Source organism: Streptomyces paradoxus (assembly GCF_014202475.1).
Taxonomy (GTDB): Bacteria; Actinomycetota; Actinomycetes; order Streptomycetales; family Streptomycetaceae; genus Streptomyces; species Streptomyces paradoxus.
Window position 1 is genome coordinate 188,127 of record NZ_JACHGV010000006.1, and the last position, 17,656, is coordinate 205,782.

16 protein-coding genes are annotated in these 17,656 nt (G+C 73.0%); 3 read left to right on the forward strand and 13 right to left on the reverse strand.

The features are described 5' to 3' along the window. The first annotated feature begins 6 nt into the window (after positions 1–6). Entirely contained in the window at positions 7–1,464 is a 1,458-nt protein-coding gene (locus tag HNR57_RS21240; RefSeq protein ID WP_184561702.1) for a serine/threonine-protein kinase, read from the forward strand. Positions 1,465–1,496: 32 nt separating this feature from the next. Here HNR57_RS21240 and HNR57_RS21245 read toward each other — a convergent pair whose 3' ends face one another. From HNR57_RS21245 to HNR57_RS21290, 10 genes are all read right to left on the reverse strand, one after another. After that, a complete protein-coding gene (locus HNR57_RS21245; RefSeq protein ID WP_184561704.1) occupies positions 1,497–1,889 on the reverse strand; it encodes an NUDIX domain-containing protein in 393 nt (130 codons plus the stop codon). A gap of 8 nt (positions 1,890–1,897) precedes the next feature. Further along, positions 1,898–2,716 carry a TrmH family RNA methyltransferase gene (locus HNR57_RS21250; RefSeq protein ID WP_033309607.1) on the reverse strand — a complete coding sequence of 273 codons (819 nt, stop codon included), beginning with the start codon at positions 2,714–2,716 and terminating at the stop codon, positions 1,898–1,900. Between the two features lie 64 nt (positions 2,717–2,780). Further along, positions 2,781–4,022, reverse strand: coding sequence for a uroporphyrinogen-III C-methyltransferase (gene cobA, locus HNR57_RS21255; RefSeq protein ID WP_184561706.1), 1,242 nt, complete (start codon positions 4,020–4,022; stop codon positions 2,781–2,783). A 182-nt stretch (positions 4,023–4,204) separates the two neighbouring features. Continuing rightward, positions 4,205–8,248, reverse strand: a complete 4,044-nt coding sequence (gene cobT, locus HNR57_RS21260; protein WP_184561707.1) for a nicotinate-nucleotide--dimethylbenzimidazole phosphoribosyltransferase — start codon at positions 8,246–8,248, stop codon at positions 4,205–4,207. 367 nt (positions 8,249–8,615) lie between these two features. Next, a complete protein-coding gene (cbiE, locus tag HNR57_RS21265; RefSeq protein ID WP_184561709.1) occupies positions 8,616–9,836 on the reverse strand; it encodes a precorrin-6y C5,15-methyltransferase (decarboxylating) subunit CbiE in 1,221 nt (406 codons plus the stop codon). Between the two features lie 145 nt (positions 9,837–9,981). Continuing rightward, entirely contained in the window at positions 9,982–10,614 is a 633-nt protein-coding gene (locus HNR57_RS21270) for a GNAT family N-acetyltransferase (RefSeq protein WP_184561711.1), read from the reverse strand. A gap of 140 nt (positions 10,615–10,754) precedes the next feature. After that, positions 10,755–11,576 carry a MetQ/NlpA family ABC transporter substrate-binding protein gene (locus HNR57_RS21275; protein WP_184561713.1) on the reverse strand — a complete coding sequence of 274 codons (822 nt, stop codon included), beginning with the start codon at positions 11,574–11,576 and terminating at the stop codon, positions 10,755–10,757. 62 nt (positions 11,577–11,638) lie between these two features. Continuing rightward, positions 11,639–12,346, reverse strand: a complete 708-nt coding sequence (locus tag HNR57_RS21280) for a methionine ABC transporter permease (RefSeq protein ID WP_184561715.1) — start codon at positions 12,344–12,346, stop codon at positions 11,639–11,641. Further along, entirely contained in the window at positions 12,343–13,377 is a 1,035-nt protein-coding gene (locus HNR57_RS21285) for a methionine ABC transporter ATP-binding protein (RefSeq protein WP_184561717.1), read from the reverse strand. Before HNR57_RS21285 ends, HNR57_RS21280 begins: the two co-directional genes overlap by 4 nt. 376 nt (positions 13,378–13,753) lie before the next feature. Beyond that, entirely contained in the window at positions 13,754–14,404 is a 651-nt protein-coding gene (locus HNR57_RS21290; protein ID WP_184561719.1) for an HAD family hydrolase, read from the reverse strand. 69 nt (positions 14,405–14,473) lie between these two features. On the opposite strand from HNR57_RS21290, the gene HNR57_RS21295 reads away from it, so the two are divergent. Both HNR57_RS21295 and HNR57_RS21300 read left to right on the forward strand, forming a co-directional pair. Beyond that, positions 14,474–14,833: a hypothetical protein gene (locus HNR57_RS21295; RefSeq protein ID WP_184561721.1), complete on the forward strand. Its 360-nt coding sequence runs from the start codon at positions 14,474–14,476 to the stop codon at positions 14,831–14,833. Continuing rightward, positions 14,814–15,242 carry a hypothetical protein gene (locus HNR57_RS21300; RefSeq protein ID WP_184561723.1) on the forward strand — a complete coding sequence of 143 codons (429 nt, stop codon included), beginning with the start codon at positions 14,814–14,816 and terminating at the stop codon, positions 15,240–15,242. Before HNR57_RS21295 ends, HNR57_RS21300 begins: the two co-directional genes overlap by 20 nt. 69 nt (positions 15,243–15,311) lie before the next feature. Here the strand turns inward: HNR57_RS21300 and HNR57_RS21305 are convergent, their stop codons facing one another. The 3 genes from HNR57_RS21305 to HNR57_RS21315 all read right to left on the reverse strand — a co-directional run bounded on the left by HNR57_RS21305 (position 15,312) and on the right by HNR57_RS21315 (position 17,627). Next, on the reverse strand, positions 15,312–15,809 hold the full coding sequence (locus HNR57_RS21305) for a GNAT family N-acetyltransferase (protein ID WP_184561725.1): 498 nt from the start codon (positions 15,807–15,809) through the stop codon (positions 15,312–15,314). Positions 15,810–15,866: 57 nt separating this feature from the next. Continuing rightward, positions 15,867–16,361: an RNA polymerase sigma factor gene (locus HNR57_RS21310; protein WP_184561727.1), complete on the reverse strand. Its 495-nt coding sequence runs from the start codon at positions 16,359–16,361 to the stop codon at positions 15,867–15,869. A 90-nt stretch (positions 16,362–16,451) separates the two neighbouring features. Next, positions 16,452–17,627 carry a glycerophosphodiester phosphodiesterase gene (locus HNR57_RS21315; RefSeq protein WP_184561728.1) on the reverse strand — a complete coding sequence of 392 codons (1,176 nt, stop codon included), beginning with the start codon at positions 17,625–17,627 and terminating at the stop codon, positions 16,452–16,454. Between the last annotated feature and the right edge of the window lie 29 nt (positions 17,628–17,656).

Consider the following 17,656-nt stretch of genomic DNA (forward strand, 5'->3'; position numbering starts at 1 on the left):
GCGGGGATGAACATGGCGATGATGCGCCTGAGGCGCGAGGACCCGCGCGTCGTCGGCTCGTTCAAGCTTCACAGACGGCTCGGCGCGGGCGGGATGGGCGTGGTCTACCTGGGCTCCGACAAGAAGGGGCAGCGGGTCGCACTCAAGGTCATCCGGCCCGACCTGGCGGAGGATCAGGAGTTCCGGTCGCGGTTCGCCCGTGAGGTGTCGGCGGCGCGGCGGATCCGCGGCGGCTGCACGGCCCGGCTGGTGGCCGCCGACCTCGACGCGGACCGGCCCTGGTTCGCCACGCAGTACGTGCCCGGACCCTCCCTGCACGACAAGGTCGCGGCCGAGGGCCCGCTGGGCGCGGCCGACGTCGCGGCCGTCGGTGCCGCCCTGTCGGAGGGCCTGGTCGCGGTGCACGAGGCCGGGGTGGTGCACCGGGACCTGAAGCCGTCCAACATCCTGCTGTCCCCGAAGGGGCCGCGGATCATCGACTTCGGCATCGCCTGGGCCACCGGCGCCTCGACGCTCACCCACGTCGGCACGGCGGTCGGCTCCCCCGGCTTCCTCGCGCCGGAGCAGGTGCGCGGGGCGGCCGTCACACCGGCCACGGACGTGTTCTCGCTCGGTGCCACGCTCGCGTACTCCTCGATGGGCGACTCGCCCTTCGGGCACGGCAGTTCCGAGGTGATGCTCTACCGCGTGGTGCACGAGGAGCCGCAGCTGCACGGCGTGCCCGACGCGCTGGCCCCGCTCGTCCGGGCGTGCTTGGCGAAGGACCCCGAGGAGCGGCCCAGCACGCTCCAACTGTCGTTGCGGCTCAAGGAGATCGCGGCCCGGGAGTCCCAGGACCTCGCCGGTGTCCGGCCTCCCTCGCCCCGCGGTGCCGAGACCGATCGGCTCGCCGACACCTACCCCGAGCGCACCCGGCGTCCGCAGGGACAGCAGGGTGCCGGGACCTCCGGGGCGCAGCGGGGCCGGGGCACACCCCCGCCGCGGGGGTCGGCTCCCTCGCGGGACGGCCACCCGTCGCCGGACGGCCCGGCCTCCCAGAGCGGGACCGGTGCGCGCGGCGGAGCCCGGCCGGGCGGCGCCGGGAACCGGTCGACGGGCGGCGGAAGCCGCGGCAGGACTCCGGTGCGCGGTCCCGCTGCCTCGCGCGGCGGCACCTCGTCGCGGTCCGGGTCGCGGCCGACGCCCACCGGGCGCAACGGGACGCGGTCGGGCAGCGGCAGCCGGCCCGCCCCGCACAGCGGCACCGGGCGTCCGGCGTCCCGGGGCACGGGCACCGGGCTGCGGCCCGCCAACCCGCGGTTGCTGCGGCAGCGGCTGTTCGTGTTCGTCGTCGTGACGCTGCTGGTGGCGGTCGGTATCGCCCTGGTGCAGGGCTGCCAGGGCCCGGCGCGGGGGCTCGGCGGCGACGGGGGCGGGGTCCGGCAGGACCGCGTCCAGCAGTACGAGCACCCCCGGGACTTCTAGCCGTGTGACGACGGCCCGCCGCCCGGCGGGTATCAGAGCTCCGGCAGGATCCGCTCGAAGAACTCCCGGTCGCCGGCGAAGACCGGGTCCAGGGCCAGGAACTCCCGCGGGGTGACCCAGCGGGTCTCGGCGACCTCGTGCGGGTCGGGGACCACCTCGCCCGTCTCGGCGCGGGCGGTCCACCAGTGGAGCCGGAAGCGGTGGTCGTCGGTCTCCGACTCCCAGACCTTCGCCTCCGGTACGACGGTGAGGCCGACCTCCTCGCGGACCTCCCGGACGACCGCCTGCTCCTGGGTCTCGCCCGGCTCGACCTTGCCGCTGAGCGGCTGCCAGTAGCCGGGGCGGACGACCCCGGGGCCGCGCCGGATCGCGAGCAGGCGCTCACCGCGCAGGAGCACGGCGACGACGGCCTCGCGCTGCTCCACGACGCCCCCTAGACCTGGGGCCGGCCGGTGGCGACGGCGTAGAAGGCGACGGCCGCCGCCGCGCCGACGTTGAGGGAGTCGACGCCGTGGGACATCGGGATGCGGACCCATTCGTCGGCGGCGACCAGGGCCTGGGTGGACAGGCCGTCGCCCTCCGCGCCGAGCATCAGGGCGACGCGGTCCATGGTGTGCGGGGCGGCCTCGTCGAGGGGCCGGGCCTTCTCGTCGGGGGTGAGGGCGAGGAGGGTGAAGCCCGCCTCGCGGACCGACTCCAGGCCCTTGGGCCAGGTGTCCAGGCGGGCGTAGGGGACGGAGAAGACCGCGCCCATGGAGACCTTCACGCTGCGGCGGTAGAGGGGGTCGGCGCAGTCCGGGGAGAGCAGGACGGCGTCCATGCCGAGGGCCGCGGCCGAGCGGAAGATCGCGCCGATGTTGGTGTGGTCGTTGACCGACTCCATGATGACGACCCGGCGGGCGGTCCGCAGGAGGTCGGCGGCGGTGGGCAGGGGCTTGCGCTGCATGGAGGCGAGCGCGCCGCGGTGCACGTGGTAGCCGGTGACCTGCTCGGCGAGCTCCGGGCTGACGGCGTAGACCGGGGCGGGGAGTTCGTCGATGACGTCGCGCATGACATCGACCCACTTGGCCGAGAGCAGCATGGACCGCATCTCGTAGCCGGCCTCCTTGGCCCTTCGGATGACCTTCTCGCCCTCGGCGATGAACAGGCCCTCGGCGGGTTCGCGCTTGCGGCGCAGCTCCACGTCGGTCAGGCCGGTGTAGTCGCGCAGACGCGGGTCGTCGGGATCCTCGACGGTGATGAGATCGGCCACAGGGTGATACTGCCTTGTCCTGGGTGCGGTGCCAACGGCTCGGTACGGGTTGTGTTACCCGGGGTTACTTACGGGGCGCGGGGGCCGCGGGGCCGACCGTCACGACCTCGCCGATGACGATGACCGCCGGGGGCTTCACGTCCTCGGTCCGCACGGTCTCCGCGACCGTCGCGAGAGTGGCGTCGACGCGGCGCTGGCCGGCCGTCGTGCCTTCCTGGACCAGGGCGACGGGTGCGTCCGGGGACTTGCCGTGGGCGATGAGCGTCTCGGCGACCTTGCCGATCGTGCTGACGCCCATGAGGATCACCAGCGTGCCGGTCAGCTTGGCCAGGGAGGGCCAGTCGACCAGGGAGCGCTCATCGTCGGGGGCGATGTGGCCGCTGACCACGGTGAACTCGTGGGCGACGCCCCGGTGGGTCACCGGGATGCCGGCGGCGCCCGGGACCGAGATGGAGCTGGAGATCCCGGGCACGACCGTGCACGGGATGCCGGCCTCGGCCAGGGCCTGGACCTCCTCCATGCCGCGACCGTAGACGAAGGGGTCGCCGCCCTTGAGCCGGACGACCGACTTGCCCTTGCGGGCGTGCTCGATCAGGGCGTCGTTGATGGCCTCCTGGGCCATGAACCTGCCGAAGGGCAGCTTCGCCGCGTCGATCACCTCGACGCCCGGGGACAGTTCCGCGAGCAGGTCGCGCGGGCCGAGGTGGTCGGTGATGACCACGTCGGCCTCGGCGAGCAGACGGCGGCCGCGCACGGTGATCAGGTCCGGGTCGCCGGGACCGCCCCCGACCAGGGCGACGCCCGGGGTGCGGGTGCGGTGATGCGGGGCGACGAGCGTGCCGTCGCGCAGGCCCTCGACGACCGCGTCGCGGATGGCGGCGGTGTGGCGGGGGTCGCGTCCCTTGGCGTCGGTGGTGAGGACGGCGACCGTGACGCCCTCGCTGTGGCCGGTGGCCGGGGTCCAGGCGGTGGCCCGGTCGGCGTCGTCGGAGCGGACGCACCAGACGCGGTGGCGCTCGGCTTCGGCCGAGGCGGCGGTGTTGGCGTCGGGGTCGCTGGTGGCGATGAGGGCGTACCAGGCGTCCGCCAGGTCGCCCTCCGCGTACGGGCGCCGGTGCCAGGTGATCTCGCCGGCGTCCGCCATGGCCTCGACCGAGGGGGTGGCCTCGGGGGACACCAGGAGGACGTCCGCGCCCGCCGCGATCAGGGCCGGGAGGCGGCGCTGGGCGACCTGGCCGCCGCCGAGGACGACCACGCGACGGCCGGTGAGGCGGAGGCCTACGGGGTAGGCGGGGTGTTCGGCCATGAGGTGCGGCTCCTGTTGCGGCGGTGTTCGATGCCCTGACGTGCGGATTTTAGTGGGCAGGAGGAAGGGCGGCGCGGGTGGTCCAGTGGCTGGGCACCCTGCCCGATGCCGGGGCGTGACCGTGGGCGGGCGTTCCGTCGTGCGGGAACGGCCGCCCACGCATCCGCGTCGGCTGCGGGAGCCTACTTCTCGGTGACTCCCGCCGAATCGAACGTCGCCACCTCGTGCATGGCCCTGGCCGTGCTCTGGACCAGCGGCAGGGCGAGCAGGGCGCCGGTGCCCTCGCCGAGGCGGAGGTCGAGGTCGACCAGGGGGCGCAGGCCCAGCTTGTTGAGGGCGGCGACGTGCCCCGGCTCGGCGCTGCGGTGGCCCGCGATGCACGCGGCCAGGACCTCGGGGGCGATCGCGCGGGCGACCAGGGCGGCGGCGCCGGCGCTGACGCCGTCCAGGATCACCGGCGTACGCAGGGAGGCGCCGCCGAGGAGGAGGCCGACGATGGCGGCGTGCTCGAAGCCGCCGATCGCGGCGAGCACGCCGATCGGGTCGGCCGGGTCCGGCTGGTGGAGCTCCAGGGCGCGGCGCACGACCTCGGTCTTGCGGGCGAGGGTCTCGTCGTTGATGCCGGTGCCCCGGCCCGTGACCTCGGCCGGGTCCGCGCCCGTGAAGACGGAGATCAGGGCGGCGGACGCGGTGGTGTTCGCGATGCCCATCTCACCGGTCAGCAGGGCCTTGTTGCCGGCGGCGACCAGGTCGCGGGCGGTCTCGATGCCGACCTCGATGGCCTGTCTGGCCTCCTCGCGGGTCATGGCGGGACCGGTCGTCAGGTCGGACGTGCCGGCCCGGATCTTGCGGGGCAGCAGGCCCGGGGTGGCCGGGAGGTCGGCGGCGACGCCCACGTCCACGATGCAGACCTCGGCACCGACCTGGGTGGCGAAGGCGTTGCACACGGCCCCGCCGCCGAGGAAGTTGGCCACCATCTGGGCCGTGACCTCCTGCGGCCAGGGGGTGACGCCCTGGGCGTGCACTCCGTGGTCGCCGGCGAAGATCGCGACGGCCGCGGGCTCCGGGATGGGCGGCGGGCACTGGCGGGACAGGCCCGACAGCTGCGCGGAGATGATCTCCAGCATGCCCAGCGCACCGGCCGGCTTGGTCATACGCTTCTGGCGCTCCCACGCCTCGCCGAGCGCCTTGGCGTCCAGCGGGCGGATCTGCGCGACGGTCTCGGCGAGCAGGTCGTGGGGTTCCTCTCCGGGCAGGGCACGGCGGCCGTATGTCTCTTCGTGCACGACCCAGGACAGCGGGCGGCGCTTGGACCAGCCGGCCTGCAGCAGCTCGGGCTCGTCCGGGAATTCGTCGACGTAGCCGACGCACAGGTAGGCGATGATCTCCAGGTGCTCGGGCAGGCCGAGGGCGCGGACCATCTCGCGCTCGTCGAAGAAGCTGACCCAGCCGACGCCGAGGCCTTCGGCGCGGGCGGCGAGCCACAGGTTCTCCACCGCCAGGGCAGCGGAGTACGGGGCCATCTGGGGCTGGGTGTGGCGGCCGAGGGTGTGCCGGCCGCCGCGGGTCGGGTCGGCGGTGACCACGATGTTCACCGGCGTGTCGAGGATGGCCTCGATCTTCAGTTCCTTGAACTGCTTGGCCCGGCCCTTGGGGAGGGACTTCGCGTAGGCGTCGCGCTGGCGCATGGCCAGTTCGTGCATCGCGCGCCGGGTGTCGGCGGAGCGGATGACGACGAAGTCCCACGGCTGCGAGTGGCCGACGGAGGGCGCGTGGTGGGCGGCCTCCAGGACACGGAGGAGCACCTCGTGCGGGATGGGGTCGCTGCGGAAGCCGTTGCGGATGTCGCGGCGTTCGCGCATGACCTTCAGGACGGCCTCGCGCTCGGCGGGGTCGTAGCCGGGGGCCGCGGGGCCGGTGGACTGTCGGGCTTCTGCCACTGCGGCCGCACTCTCTTCTCGGCGTTCCTGGTCGGCGATGTCTTCCTGTTCGGCGGCCCGGGTGTCCAGGTCGTCGGCGTTCTGGGCGAGTTCGGCGTCGCCGTCTCGGGGAGCCGGGACGGTGCCCGCGGGTGCGGGGGGCTCCAGCGTCTCGGGTGCCTCCGGCTGGGACTGCTGCGGACCCTGCACGGGGTGCCCGGGCTGCTCCGCCTGCTCTTCCGCGGCCGGGGCGGGGAGTACGACGGTGACGTCCTCGCTGGGCGCCGGGGTCTCGGGGGCGGCTCCCTGAGGGGCGGGGGCAGGCTCGACGGCTTCGGCGACGGGGCCGGCCGTGACCGGTTCGGGGACCTGAGCCGGGACCGGCGCTTCGGGGGCGGGCGCGGGGGCCTCGGCGGGTGCCGAGGGCGCCTCGGATGCCTGAGCGGGTGCGGCGACGGCCTCGGTTGGCATCGGTTCCGGGGTCGGCTGAGCCAGGGCGGTGGCCTCCGGGGCGGTCTCCGGCGTGACGGTGCCGGGGGCGGCGCCGGCGTCTGCGGGCGCAGCAGCCTGGGCTACCGGGGCCGGGGCGGCCGGGGCAGCGACGGTCTCCGCGGCCGGGGCCGGGTCGGATGTGGCGACAGGCTCGGCAGCCGGTTCCGGGGCAGGGGCGGCGGCAGGTTCTGCGGGTGGAACGGGCACGGGTGCTTCCTGGGCGGCCGGGTCGGCGGGCGGAGCGGCCGGTTCCTGGGCGGCCGGGTCGGCGGCCGGGGCGGCGGTGATCTGGACGGGGGCTTCAGGGCCGGGAGTGGTGGGCTGGGGAGCCGTCGCCTCGGGCTCCTGCGCGACCGACGCGGCGTCAGTTGCCGCAGGGGGCTGGGGCGCAGCCTCTTCGGCGGCGACCTGCTGCTCCGGCACGACGGCCTCGGGGGCCGCCGTGTACATGTCCGGGCCCGGGGCGGCGGCCTCGGGGGCGACGCCCGCTGCCGGCACCTGCGCGACGGCCTCCGGGGCTGCCGCGTCGGGTGCGTGAGCGGCGGCGTCCGGGACGGCGGCCTCGGGCGGGGTGACGACGGCGGCCTCCGGGGCAGCGGCAGCCTCGGGGAAGGGCACCGCTTCCGGGACCTGACCGGCCTGCGGAGCAGGCGCCGGCGCGGCGGCCTGCTCGGCGGTTGCCGTGGGCTCCTGCCCGCCGACGGCGTCCGGCACAACAGGCTCCGGAGAGACACCGGCAGGCTCACCGCCCGGCACGGAGCCGTCCACGGCGGGCCCGGGTTCCGGAGGTTCCGGAGCCGGTGGTACGACGGCTGCCTGGGCGGCCGCGGTCCCGGCCTGGGCGACGGCCACGCGCTCTTCCGCCGCGGCCACGCCCGGATCCGTGAGGTCTGCCCCCGGTGCCTGCAGGACCGGCTCGGCGGCGGCCACTTGGGCTCCGTCCGGGCCGACGCCCGCACCCGCGGGGGCGGACCCGGGAATCTGACCGGCCTCGGCTGCGGCTGCCTGGCCCTCAGCCGGGACGACGCCCTGACCGGCGGGGTCGCCCGCAGGGGCCTGCCCGGCCTCGGCAGACGCCACCGGCTCGCCCGTGGGCTGCTCGGCGTGGGCGGCCTGCCCGGCCTCGGCCGGCACCGGAGGTGCCGTGTGGCTGGTCTCCGTCATCACACTGGCCGCGACCGCCTGGGCCGTGCCCGCCGACTCCGCTGCCGCCGACTCCGCTGCCGCCGGTTCCACTGCCGTCGGCCCCGCTGCCGGAACAACCGTTTCCGCAGGGGCCGCCCCGGCGCTCACCGGAGCCGGGGGCGTGGCCGGTACGCCCCAGGGGGCGGCGGGCTGCGCGGGCGTCTCGGGAGCGCGGGGGCCGTCGAGGTACTCGGGGCCCGCCGCGGACGGCGCCGGCTGGCGCACGGGCGCGTCCGCGGGACCGCGGTCGGCGAGGGAGCGGACCGGGCTGGCGGAGCTGTCGGGCAGCGGCGGGCCGAGGTGCAGGGGCCGGCGCGGGGTGACGGGCGGGATCGGCGGCGGGTCGGGCAGACGGACGCCGCCGAGGTCGACCGAGCCGCTGTCACGGCCGGAGATCTCGTGCGGGCCCGGCTGGTGCACGGTCTCGAGGACCGGCTCCGGCGCGGGCGGAGGGACCTCGTTGCCCCAGGCGCCCTGAGCACCCGGCAACAGCAGCAGGTCCTCGTCCTCTGCCTCGGCGGTGGTCTCGGAGAGGTAGGTGTACGCGCCGGGCGCGGGGACGCCCGGCTGCTCCACCGTGCCTGCACTCTCCGGCAGTCCCTCGCCCGGGACCTGGCCGGTGTCGGTCATGCGTACCCCTCGCCCATCGGTTAGTGCTCCTACGACCTGCTCGCCCGGAACGGCGCACCGACCGCCCCGCAGTGAAGAACGAGCGTGCGTCCTCAGCGGCACGAACGGTCCGCCCCGAAAAGGCGACAAAGCCATTCACTGGCATTGTTGCGGCCGTACCACCCTCACGGCAGCTTGATCCGCGACGGTTCCGCTGTGGACTGCGCCACGTTGCGCGTCCTTCGGTTCTGCCGTACCACACACGCCCCAAAACGGGCGCGCTTTCCGGACATTGGCCGACGAAGCGCCGGGCGTCCTTGTGCGGTGCAGCGATCGGCCAGCCTACCGCGCGCAGTACGACAAGCCGATCACGGGGACGGCGCCGGGATCAGGCGCTGCGTCGCGGCAGTACGCCGCTGAGCAGGAACGCGACGCTCCGCTCCTTCTCCGTCCAGGCCCTGGTGTCGAGTTCGACGGACTGGAGGAGGGCGCACTCGACGCTGTAGCCGTGCTCGGTGAGGTCCCGGCCGATGAGTTCGGCGGCGTCGCGGGTGGCGGCGTGCGTGACGATGCGCTGCGGGCGCCGGTCGGCGACCGCCGAGACGACGGCCGCTCCCCCGCCGCCGACCCGGACGACGTCGGGTTCGGGGAGGTTCTCCAGGATGTGCGGGGCGGTGCCGTGCACGATCTGGAGCTGGACGCCGAGGCGGCGGGCGGCGGCGTCGGTGCGGGCGCAGGCGGCCCTGTCGCTGTCGACGGCGAGGACGGCGGCACCGGCCCGGGCGGCCTCGACGGCGAAGGCGCCGCTGCGGCACCCGATGTCCCAGACGAGGTCGCCGACGCGGGGACCGAGGCGGGCGAGTTGGGAGGCACGCAGCAGCTGGTTCTCGCCCTCGCCGAGGTCCGCGCCGTACGCGTCGGCGGGCAGGGTCCAGCCGCGCGGTCCGGCTGACGGGTCGCGGCCGGAGATCCAGCCGCCGGCCTCCCCCGCGGTGTCCGGCCGGGCCGGGCCGCCGAGGACGATGACGACGTTGGGGTCGCGCCAGGTGTGGTCGGCGGCCTTGTCGGAGGTGACGACGGAGACGCGCTCGCGGGTGGTGCCGAGTTCCTCGCAGATGACGAAGGAGCGGTGGACCCCTTCGAGGAGCAGGCCGAGTTCGGCGGGGCCGGCGCCGGGTGAGGTGAGGACCGCGACCTTGGTGTGGGCGCGGCATACGTTGACCGCGCGCCGCAGCGTGCGGGGGTGTGCGGCGACCACCTGTGCGTCGTCCCAGGGCATACCGGCGCGGGCGAAGGCGGCGGCGACGGAGGACACGGCGGGGACGACCTCCACCTCAAGGCCGAACTCGGGCGCGCGCAGGGTGCGTACGACGCCGAAGAAGCCGGGGTCGCCGTCGGCGAGCACGACGGCCGTGCCGCGGTGGCCGGCGATGCGGCGGGCGGCGAGGGCCACACTGCCGAGCCGGATGCGCTCGGCGCCTGCGGGTACCTCGGGGAGCGCCAGGTGGTGGGCGGCACCGGCCACGAGCGTGGCGGCACCCAGGGCGGCGCTCGCCGCGGCGGTCAGCGGCGAACCGTCCCAGCCGATCACCGTGACCCGGTCGGCCATCGTCGTCAGTCTCCAGGGGTTTTCGCAGGTCGTCTGCGTGGCGTTGTGGGGAGCAGCCCGCGGGCGGGCTCCGTGAGGGTACCCGGTGGAGGTGTCGGAGGGGGCCCCGGTGTCCTGGTCGCCGCCGTCCTGCGGGTGGTTCCGGTCAGTTCCAGTCGCCGAAGGACGTGAAGCCGTCCCGCAGCTGCTCGCCGACGCCTTCCAGGTCCTCCGGGAGCAGGCTCCAGACGATGAAGTCGGTGCGTACGTCGGTCCATGTGCCGTCCTCGGCACGGGCCCGGGCTATACAGGCGTTGCGCAGCACGCCCTCGCTGATACAGCCGATCTTCTGCGCGACCTGCTGGGAGGCGGTGTTGTCGGCCGCGGTGCGCAGTTCGATGCGCTCGAACTTCTGGTCCGTGAAGAGCCACTGGGCGGTGACCAGGGCGGCCTCGGACGCGTAGCCCTCGCCGCGGGCCCAGGGGGCGATGATGTACGACAGCTCGGTGGAGCGTACGTGCCAGTTGGTCTTGGAGAGCTGGATGACGCCGACCAGGCGCTGGGTGAGGAACTCGGTGATCGCAAAGTCGATTCCGCGTCCCCCGGTGCGCTCGGCGGGGGCGTACTCGGTGATCCAGCTGCGGGCGCCGTCCTCGGTGAAGGGCTGGGGGACGGACGTCCAGGCCGCCACCTGTTCGTCGTTCATCATCGCGGCCAGGGAGGCGACGTCGTCTTCGTCGAGGGGACGCAGCACCAACCGCTCCGTGCTGATGGAGATGTTGGGGAAGGTGCTCGTCATGCGCCGCTCCGTAACCTTCGGTGAACCTTCAGGGCATGCTGAACTGCCCAGCATGCAGCATGAAAGCACTGATCCGCACCACGGGACCCTCCCCACCGGGTGGGGGAAGGGCCCCGTGCGCGCGGGTGCCGGACGTGGGCTCAGAAGGAGGCGAGCACGGAGCCGGCGTACTTGTCCTGGATGAACTTCTTGACCTCGGGCGAGGTGAGGAGCTTGGCGAGCTTCTTCACGCGCGGGTCGTCCTCGTTGCCCTTCTTCACGGCGAGGAAGTTGCCGTAGGGGTTGTTCTCCGGGGACTCCAGGACGAGGGCGTCCTTGGAGGGCTTGAGGTCGGACTCGATGGCGTAGTTGCCGTTGACCACGGCGGCGTCCACGTCGTCGAGGGAGCGCGGGGTCTGGGCCGCCTCCAGCTCCTTGAACTTGAGGTTCTTGGGGTTCTTGGTGATGTCGGAGGGGGTCGCCTCGTTGCCGACGCCCGCCTTGAGGGTGATGAGCCCGTTGGCGGCGAGGAGCTTGAGGGCGCGGGCCTCGTTGACCGTGTCGTTGGGGATGGCGACGGTCGCACCGCTCTTCAGGTCGTCGGCCTTCTTGACCTTGTGGGAGTAGAGGCCGAGCGGCTCCAGGTGGACCGTGACGACGGGCACGATGTCGGTGCCGTTCTTCTTGTTGAAGTCGTCGAGGTACGGCTTGTTCTGGAAGTAGTTGGCGCCGACGGAGCCGTCCTGCGTCGCCGTGTTCGGCGTGACGTAGTCGGTGAACTCCTTGACCTGGAGGTCCAGGCCCTCCTTCTTCGCCAGGTTGTCCTGCACGTAGGTGAGGATCTCGGCGTGCGGGACGGGGCTGGCGGCGACGATCAGGGGTCCGTCGGTGGAGGAGGAGCTGTCGCCGCCGCAGGCGGTGAGCCCGAGGGTGAGGGCTCCGGCGGCGAGGACGGCGGTGGTGATCTTGGCGGTGTTACGCACGAAAAGTGCCTTTCCTTATGACCTTGCGAGTGGTGCGACCCCGTTGTGGGTGAACGGGGGGCTCAGGAGGCGGCTTTGAGGAGCCGCAGTTTGGGGGCCGGGCCCGCGTGGGAGCCCCGGCGGTGCAGGGAGCGGGCCGCGTAGTCGCCGGCGAACTGGATGACCGAGATGACGACGGCGAGGATCGCGACGGTGATCCACATCAGCTGGGTCTCGAAGCGCTGGTAGCCGTAGCGGATGGCGATGTCCCCGAGGCCGCCGGCGCCGACGGTGCCCGCCATGGCCGAGTAGCCGATGAGGGCCACGATCGTGGTGGTGGTGCTGGAGATCAGCGACGGCAGGGACTCGGGGACGAGCACCTTGCGGACGATGGTCCAGGTGTTGCCGCCCATGGACTGCACGGCCTCGACGAGCCCGTGGTCCACTTCGCGGACGGCCGTCTCGACCAGGCGCGCGAAGAAGGGGATGGCGCCGACGGCGAGGGGCACGATGGCCGCCTCGACGCCGATGGTCGTCCCGGTGATCGAGCGGGTGAAGCCCATCAGCGCGACCATCAGGATGATGAACGGCAGGGAGCGGGCGATGTTCACGACCTGCCCGATGACCTTGTTGGCGGCGAGGTTCTGCAGGAGGCCGCCGCGGTCGGTGAGGACCAGCAGGATGCCGAGCGGCAGTCCGCCGACGACGGCGATGAGCGTGGACCAGCCGACCATGTAGAGCGTGTCCCAACACGCCTGCTCCAGCAGGGGCTGCATCTCGGACCAGGTCACTTGGCACCTTCCTTCACCAGTTCGGACTCGTGGCCCAGGACGTCGATCTGGAGCCCCTGTTCCCGCAGGAAGCCGATCGGCACGACGTTGTCCTCGTAGCGGCCGGGCAGTTCGATGCGCATCCGGCCGACCTGGAGGCCGCCGACGGTGTCGATGGCGGCGCCGAGGATCGATATGTCGATGTTGTAGGTGCGGGCCAGCTGCGAGATGACGGGCTGGGTGGCGCTCTCGCCCTGGAAGGTGACGTCCACGACGGTGCGGTCCTCGCCGGAGGCCTCGCCGCCGAGCGGGAACAGCGCCGAGGCGAGTTCGGAGCCGGGGGTCGCGAGGAGCTCGCTGACCGTGCCGGACTCGACGATGCGCCCGTTCTCCATGAGGGCCGCCGAGTCGCAGACCGACTTCACGACGTCCATCTCGTGGGTGATGAGCAGGACGGTCAGGCCGAGCTGCCGGTTGAGGTCGCGCAGCAGCGCCAGGATCGAGCGGGTGGTCTCCGGGTCGAGGGCGCTGGTGGCCTCGTCGGACAGCAGCACCTTCGGGTCGCCGGCGAGCGCGCGGGCGATGCCGACGCGCTGCTTCTGGCCGCCGGAGAGCTGAGCCGGGTAGGACTTCGCCTTGTCGGCCAGGCCCACCAGGTCGAGCAGTTCCAGCGCCTTGCGGGAGCGTTCCTGCCCGGACTTGCCGAGGATCTCCAGCGGCAGTTCGACGTTGTCCTGGACGGTCCGGGAGGACAGCAGGTTGAAGTGCTGGAAGACCATGCCGATGCGGCTGCGCGCCCGCCGCAGTTCCTTCCCGGCGCGCGGGCCGCGGCCGGCCAGGGCGGTGAGGTCCTGCCCGGCGACGGTCACGGTGCCGGAGGTGGGGCGTTCCAGCAGGTTGACGCAGCGGATGAGCGAGGACTTGCCGGCGCCGGACTGGCCGATGACGCCGTACACCTCGCCTTCGCGGACGTGCAGGTCGACGCCGTCCAGGGCGGTGACCTCGCGGCCGCGTGCACGGTAGACCTTGGTCAGGCCCGAGGTGGTGATCACTGGGATTCCGTCACTGTCGAGTGCGCGGGCGTGGGTGTGCCCGGGCACAGGTGCATTCGGTCAGGGACGCGACACGGTTCTCGCTGGAGAGTGGAACCGGGGAGAACATGTGCGCGGGGCGGCATCGGGTCACGCAGCGCTCAGGGCGTGCGGACGGGCCGCGGTCTCGCTTCGGGGCGCGAGCTCAGGGGGTGGTGCGGGGGCCCTCTAGAAGGCGCACATTCGACACATACAACGAGCACCGGGCGCCATGGTCGCCTCGGTCGCGGGGATGCGGTCGCTCGTCGTGGTCATGTCGTCAGTAAAACACGCGTACGGTCCTGACCGGCCCCCCGCTGTCCGAATGCTGGACAGCGGTGGACGGAGTCGGGATCGGTCAGCCGCGCAGGGAGATCTCCACGCCCTGCTCGGTGACCAGTGCGGACAGGGCCGACAGGTTCTCGACGACCAGGTCGGCGTGCAGTTCGTGGGCCTGGTGGGTTGTGGTCAACGCCACGGTGGTCATGCCGGCGGCCCGGCCGGACGCCAGGCCCGCGGGGGCGTCCTCGAAGACGACGCAGTGGGCCGGGTCGACGCCGAGGGCGCGGGCGGCGAGGAGATAGGGCTCGGGGTCGGGCTTGCCGCGGGTGATGTCGTCGGCGGCGACGAGTGTCTTGGGCAGGATGCCGACGGCGTCGAGCCGGGCCTCGGCCAGGCGCCGGGTGGCGGAGGTGACGACGGCCCAGCGGTCACCGGGCAGGGAGTCGAGGAAGCCACGGGTGCCGGGCAGCAGGTGCACACCGCCGTTCGGCACGTCGTCGACCTCCAGGTCCTCGATGCGGGCGACGGCCTGCGGGACGATCTCGGCGGGCAGCAGGTCGGCGGCTATCTCGGCGGCCGGCCGCCCGTGCAGCTCGACCCGGGCGAACTCCTCGGCCGTGATCCCGTACTCCGCGGCCCACCGCGTCCAGCAACGGTCGACCGAGGCGAGGGAGGAGACGAGGGTTCCGTCGTTGTCGAACAGCAGGGCCTGCGCGTGGATCGTCATGCCCTCGACCCTACGGTGCAGGCCAGGGCCGCAGGCATCGGGCCTTTTCGGCCGTAATAAGGTCGCAGCATGCTTGATGTCCTGACGCTGGTGACCGGCGTCGCCGCGCTGCTGCTCGCCGCCTGGTGCGGCTGGGCCGCCTACCGTGACCAGCCGACGAAGGACTGGCACTTCATCGGGATGGCCGTGGTCACGCTGCTGTCGCTGATCCAGCTGGTGGCCGGGATCGTGCTGCTCGCGCAGGGCGAGAAGCCGGAGCAGGGCACGACGATCTTCGTGGCGTATCTGCTGGGGGCGTTCGCGTGCGTCCCGGCGGCCGGGTTCATGTCGCTGGCCGAGCGGACGCGGTGGGGTTCGGTGACGGTGGCCGCCGGCGGTGTGGTGCTGGCGGTGCTGGAGGTGCGTCTCTATGACATCTGGGGAGGCTGAGGTGAGCCGGCAGCGGCTGATCAGCGGGCCGGGCACGCTGCTGGTGTGGCTGTACGGCGTGATGGTCGTGGGGGCGGTGTCGCGGTCCGCGTATCAGATCGCGACGGAGTTCGACCGGGCGCCGCTGGCGTACTCGCTGTCGGCGGTGGCGGGGCTGGTGTACGGGTTCATCACGTACTCGCTGGTGCGGGGTGGGGAGACGGCGCGGAAGGCTGCGCTGGCGTGCTGTGTCGCCGAGTTGGCGGGTGTGCTGACGGTGGGGACGTGGACGTTGATCGAGCCGTCCGCCTTCCCGGACGCGACGGTGTGGTCGGACTTCGGGATGGGGTACCTCTTCATTCCCGTGCTCTTGCCGCTGTCCGCGATCTACTGGTTGCGCCGGGGTGTGCCTCGGGAGGATGCCGCCTGAGGTTCGTCAGGCGGCCGCGGGCCAAATGTGGTTGCTCGCACAGTTCCCCGCGCCCCTGAAGGGCGGTGATCAAGCCGTCGCCGCGTAGGTCCCGGCCGGCTTCTCCAGGACGATCATCGGTACGCCGTCCGCGCCCTGGGACGTGCCCACCGTCTCGTAGCCGACCTTGCGGTAGAGGCGGAGGTTGCCCTCGCTGCGGTGGCCGGTGTGGAGGCGGAAGCGGGTGGCGCCGTGCTGGTCGGCGAGGGCCGACTCCGCTGCGCGGAGCAGGCGGGCGCCGATGCCGTGGCCCTGAAGGCGGGGGTGGACGCAGAGCTTGCCGATCCCGGCGGCGCCGTCCTCGGAGACCGAGCCGCGGACCGAGCCGACGACCTCCTCGCCGAGCCGGGCGACGAAGACGCAGTCGCGGGTGACCTCCTCGCGGACCGAGTCGAGGGTTTGGACGAGCGGGTCGATGCGGTAGTTCCCGTACAGCGCCGCCTCCGTCTGGAAGCACAGGTACTGCAGTCTGAAGATCTGCTCCGCGTCCTGCTCGGTCGCCGCAGAGATGGTCACGCTCATGCCCATGTGCGCACGCCTCCCGCTCATCTGATCACCGGTCGTTCCCCACTCCTATCCCCGTCCTCAGCGGGCCGCAACCTCCGGCGTGAGCAATCTTCGGAGACATCCCAGGCATCTGGAACGTTCCGGGCCAAGACTCCCCTGTGAGATACCCAACTCCCCTGCGATTTCCCGGTATGTCAGGTCTTCCGGCGAGAGCAGGGCCTCCATCAGCCGGGGGCAGCGGCCCGGGAGGCGGCGCACGGCTTCGCGCAGGGCCCGGCCACGGGCCGCGGCGAGGGCGAGCTGTTCGGGATCGCGGTCCGGGTCGTCCACCGGTTCACCCGCGTACGGCCGTTCGAGACGGCTCGTACGGCGGGTGCGGCGCACCTCGGAGCGGACGGCGCGGCGGAGCCACTGCTGAGGATCGAGCGGCGGGCCCTCGGCGTCGAGACGCTCCAGCAGGCGGAGCCAGACCGCCTGCTCCAGGTCGCCCGGCTCGGTTCCGGTGGAATATGCCTCCGCCGAGACCTCGGCGGTGAGCAGCGGGCGCAGGGCGGTGACCAGGTCGTGCGTCATATGCGGAGCGACGCGGCCGCCCGGGCGGCGGGTTGCCCGGACGGCCGAAGCTCACTCGACCGGGGTGTGTGAGCCCGGGTGTTGACGGACTCAGGCGTTGAAGTCCTCGCGGGCCAGCAGACCCGTGTCGGGCTGGTCGGTGAAGACGCCGTCGATGCCGGTCGCGAAGTACGCCCGGTACGCGCCGAAGACGTCACCGTAGGCGTCCGCGTCCGTGCCCTTGCGGAACTCGGCGGGCAGGAAGGGGTTCTCGTTGCGCATCGTGTACGGGTGCAGGATCAGGCCCACCTTGTGCGCGTCGGAGACGAGCGACGTCGGCCGGGTGAGCCTGCCCTGGGCGTCGCGCGGGATGACCAGGTCCAGGGTCGGCCCGATGCCGCGCGCGTAGGAGGCGATCTCCCTGAGGCCGGCCGGCTTGACCAGATCGGCGACCGTGCGCGGGTCACCGGTCTCGACGAAGTCCCAGGGGCGGGAGCCCGCCGAGGACAGCAGGACGACCAGCGGGTTGTCGACGAGCTTGTGCAGGCGCTGGATGCTGGTCGGTTCGAAGGACTGGAGGATGACCGGGGAGGTGCGCCGGTCCTTGCGGTACTTGCGCAGCAGCTTGGCGACGCGCTCCTCCAGCGGGAGGCCCTGCTTGCGGAAGTAGGTGGGGTGCTTGAGCTCGGGGTAGATCCACACCTGCTTGCCGCGCTCGCGGGTCTGCTCGTCCTGCCATCTGAGGACCTCTTCGAAGGTGGGGATCTCCCAGCGGCCGTCGTAAAGGGTGTTGTGCGGACGGTTGGCCGGGATGCGCTCGACGGCGCGCAGGGTCTTCAGCTCGGCGAGCGTGAAGTCCTCGGTGAACCAGCCGGTGGTGGAGACGCCGTCGAGCAGCTTGGTCTTCCTGCGGCCGGCGAACTCGGGGTGGTCGGCGACGTCGGTGGTGCCGCCGATCTCCGGCTCGTGCCGGCAGACCAGGTGCCCGTCCTTCGTCGGGACCAGGTCGCCCGCCTCGACGATGTCGGCGCCCATGTCGAGGGCCAGCTGGTACGAGCCGAAGGTGTGCTCCGGGCGGTAGCCGCTGGCGCCGCGGTGGCCGATGATCGTCGGCCTGGGCAGGCTTCCCGGCCCGCCGCCGTGCCGGGCGGCGTCCGCCCGCGCGGTGCCGGCCATGCCGAGGACCGCTCCCCCGGCACCGAGCACCGCAGCGCCGAGCAGGGCCCGCCGTCCGGTTCCGCTCGGTCCGGTACCGCTCGTTTCTTCGTTCGACTCCTGCGTTCCCATGAGCGCCCTCCCTGCCGTCCGGCTCGTCA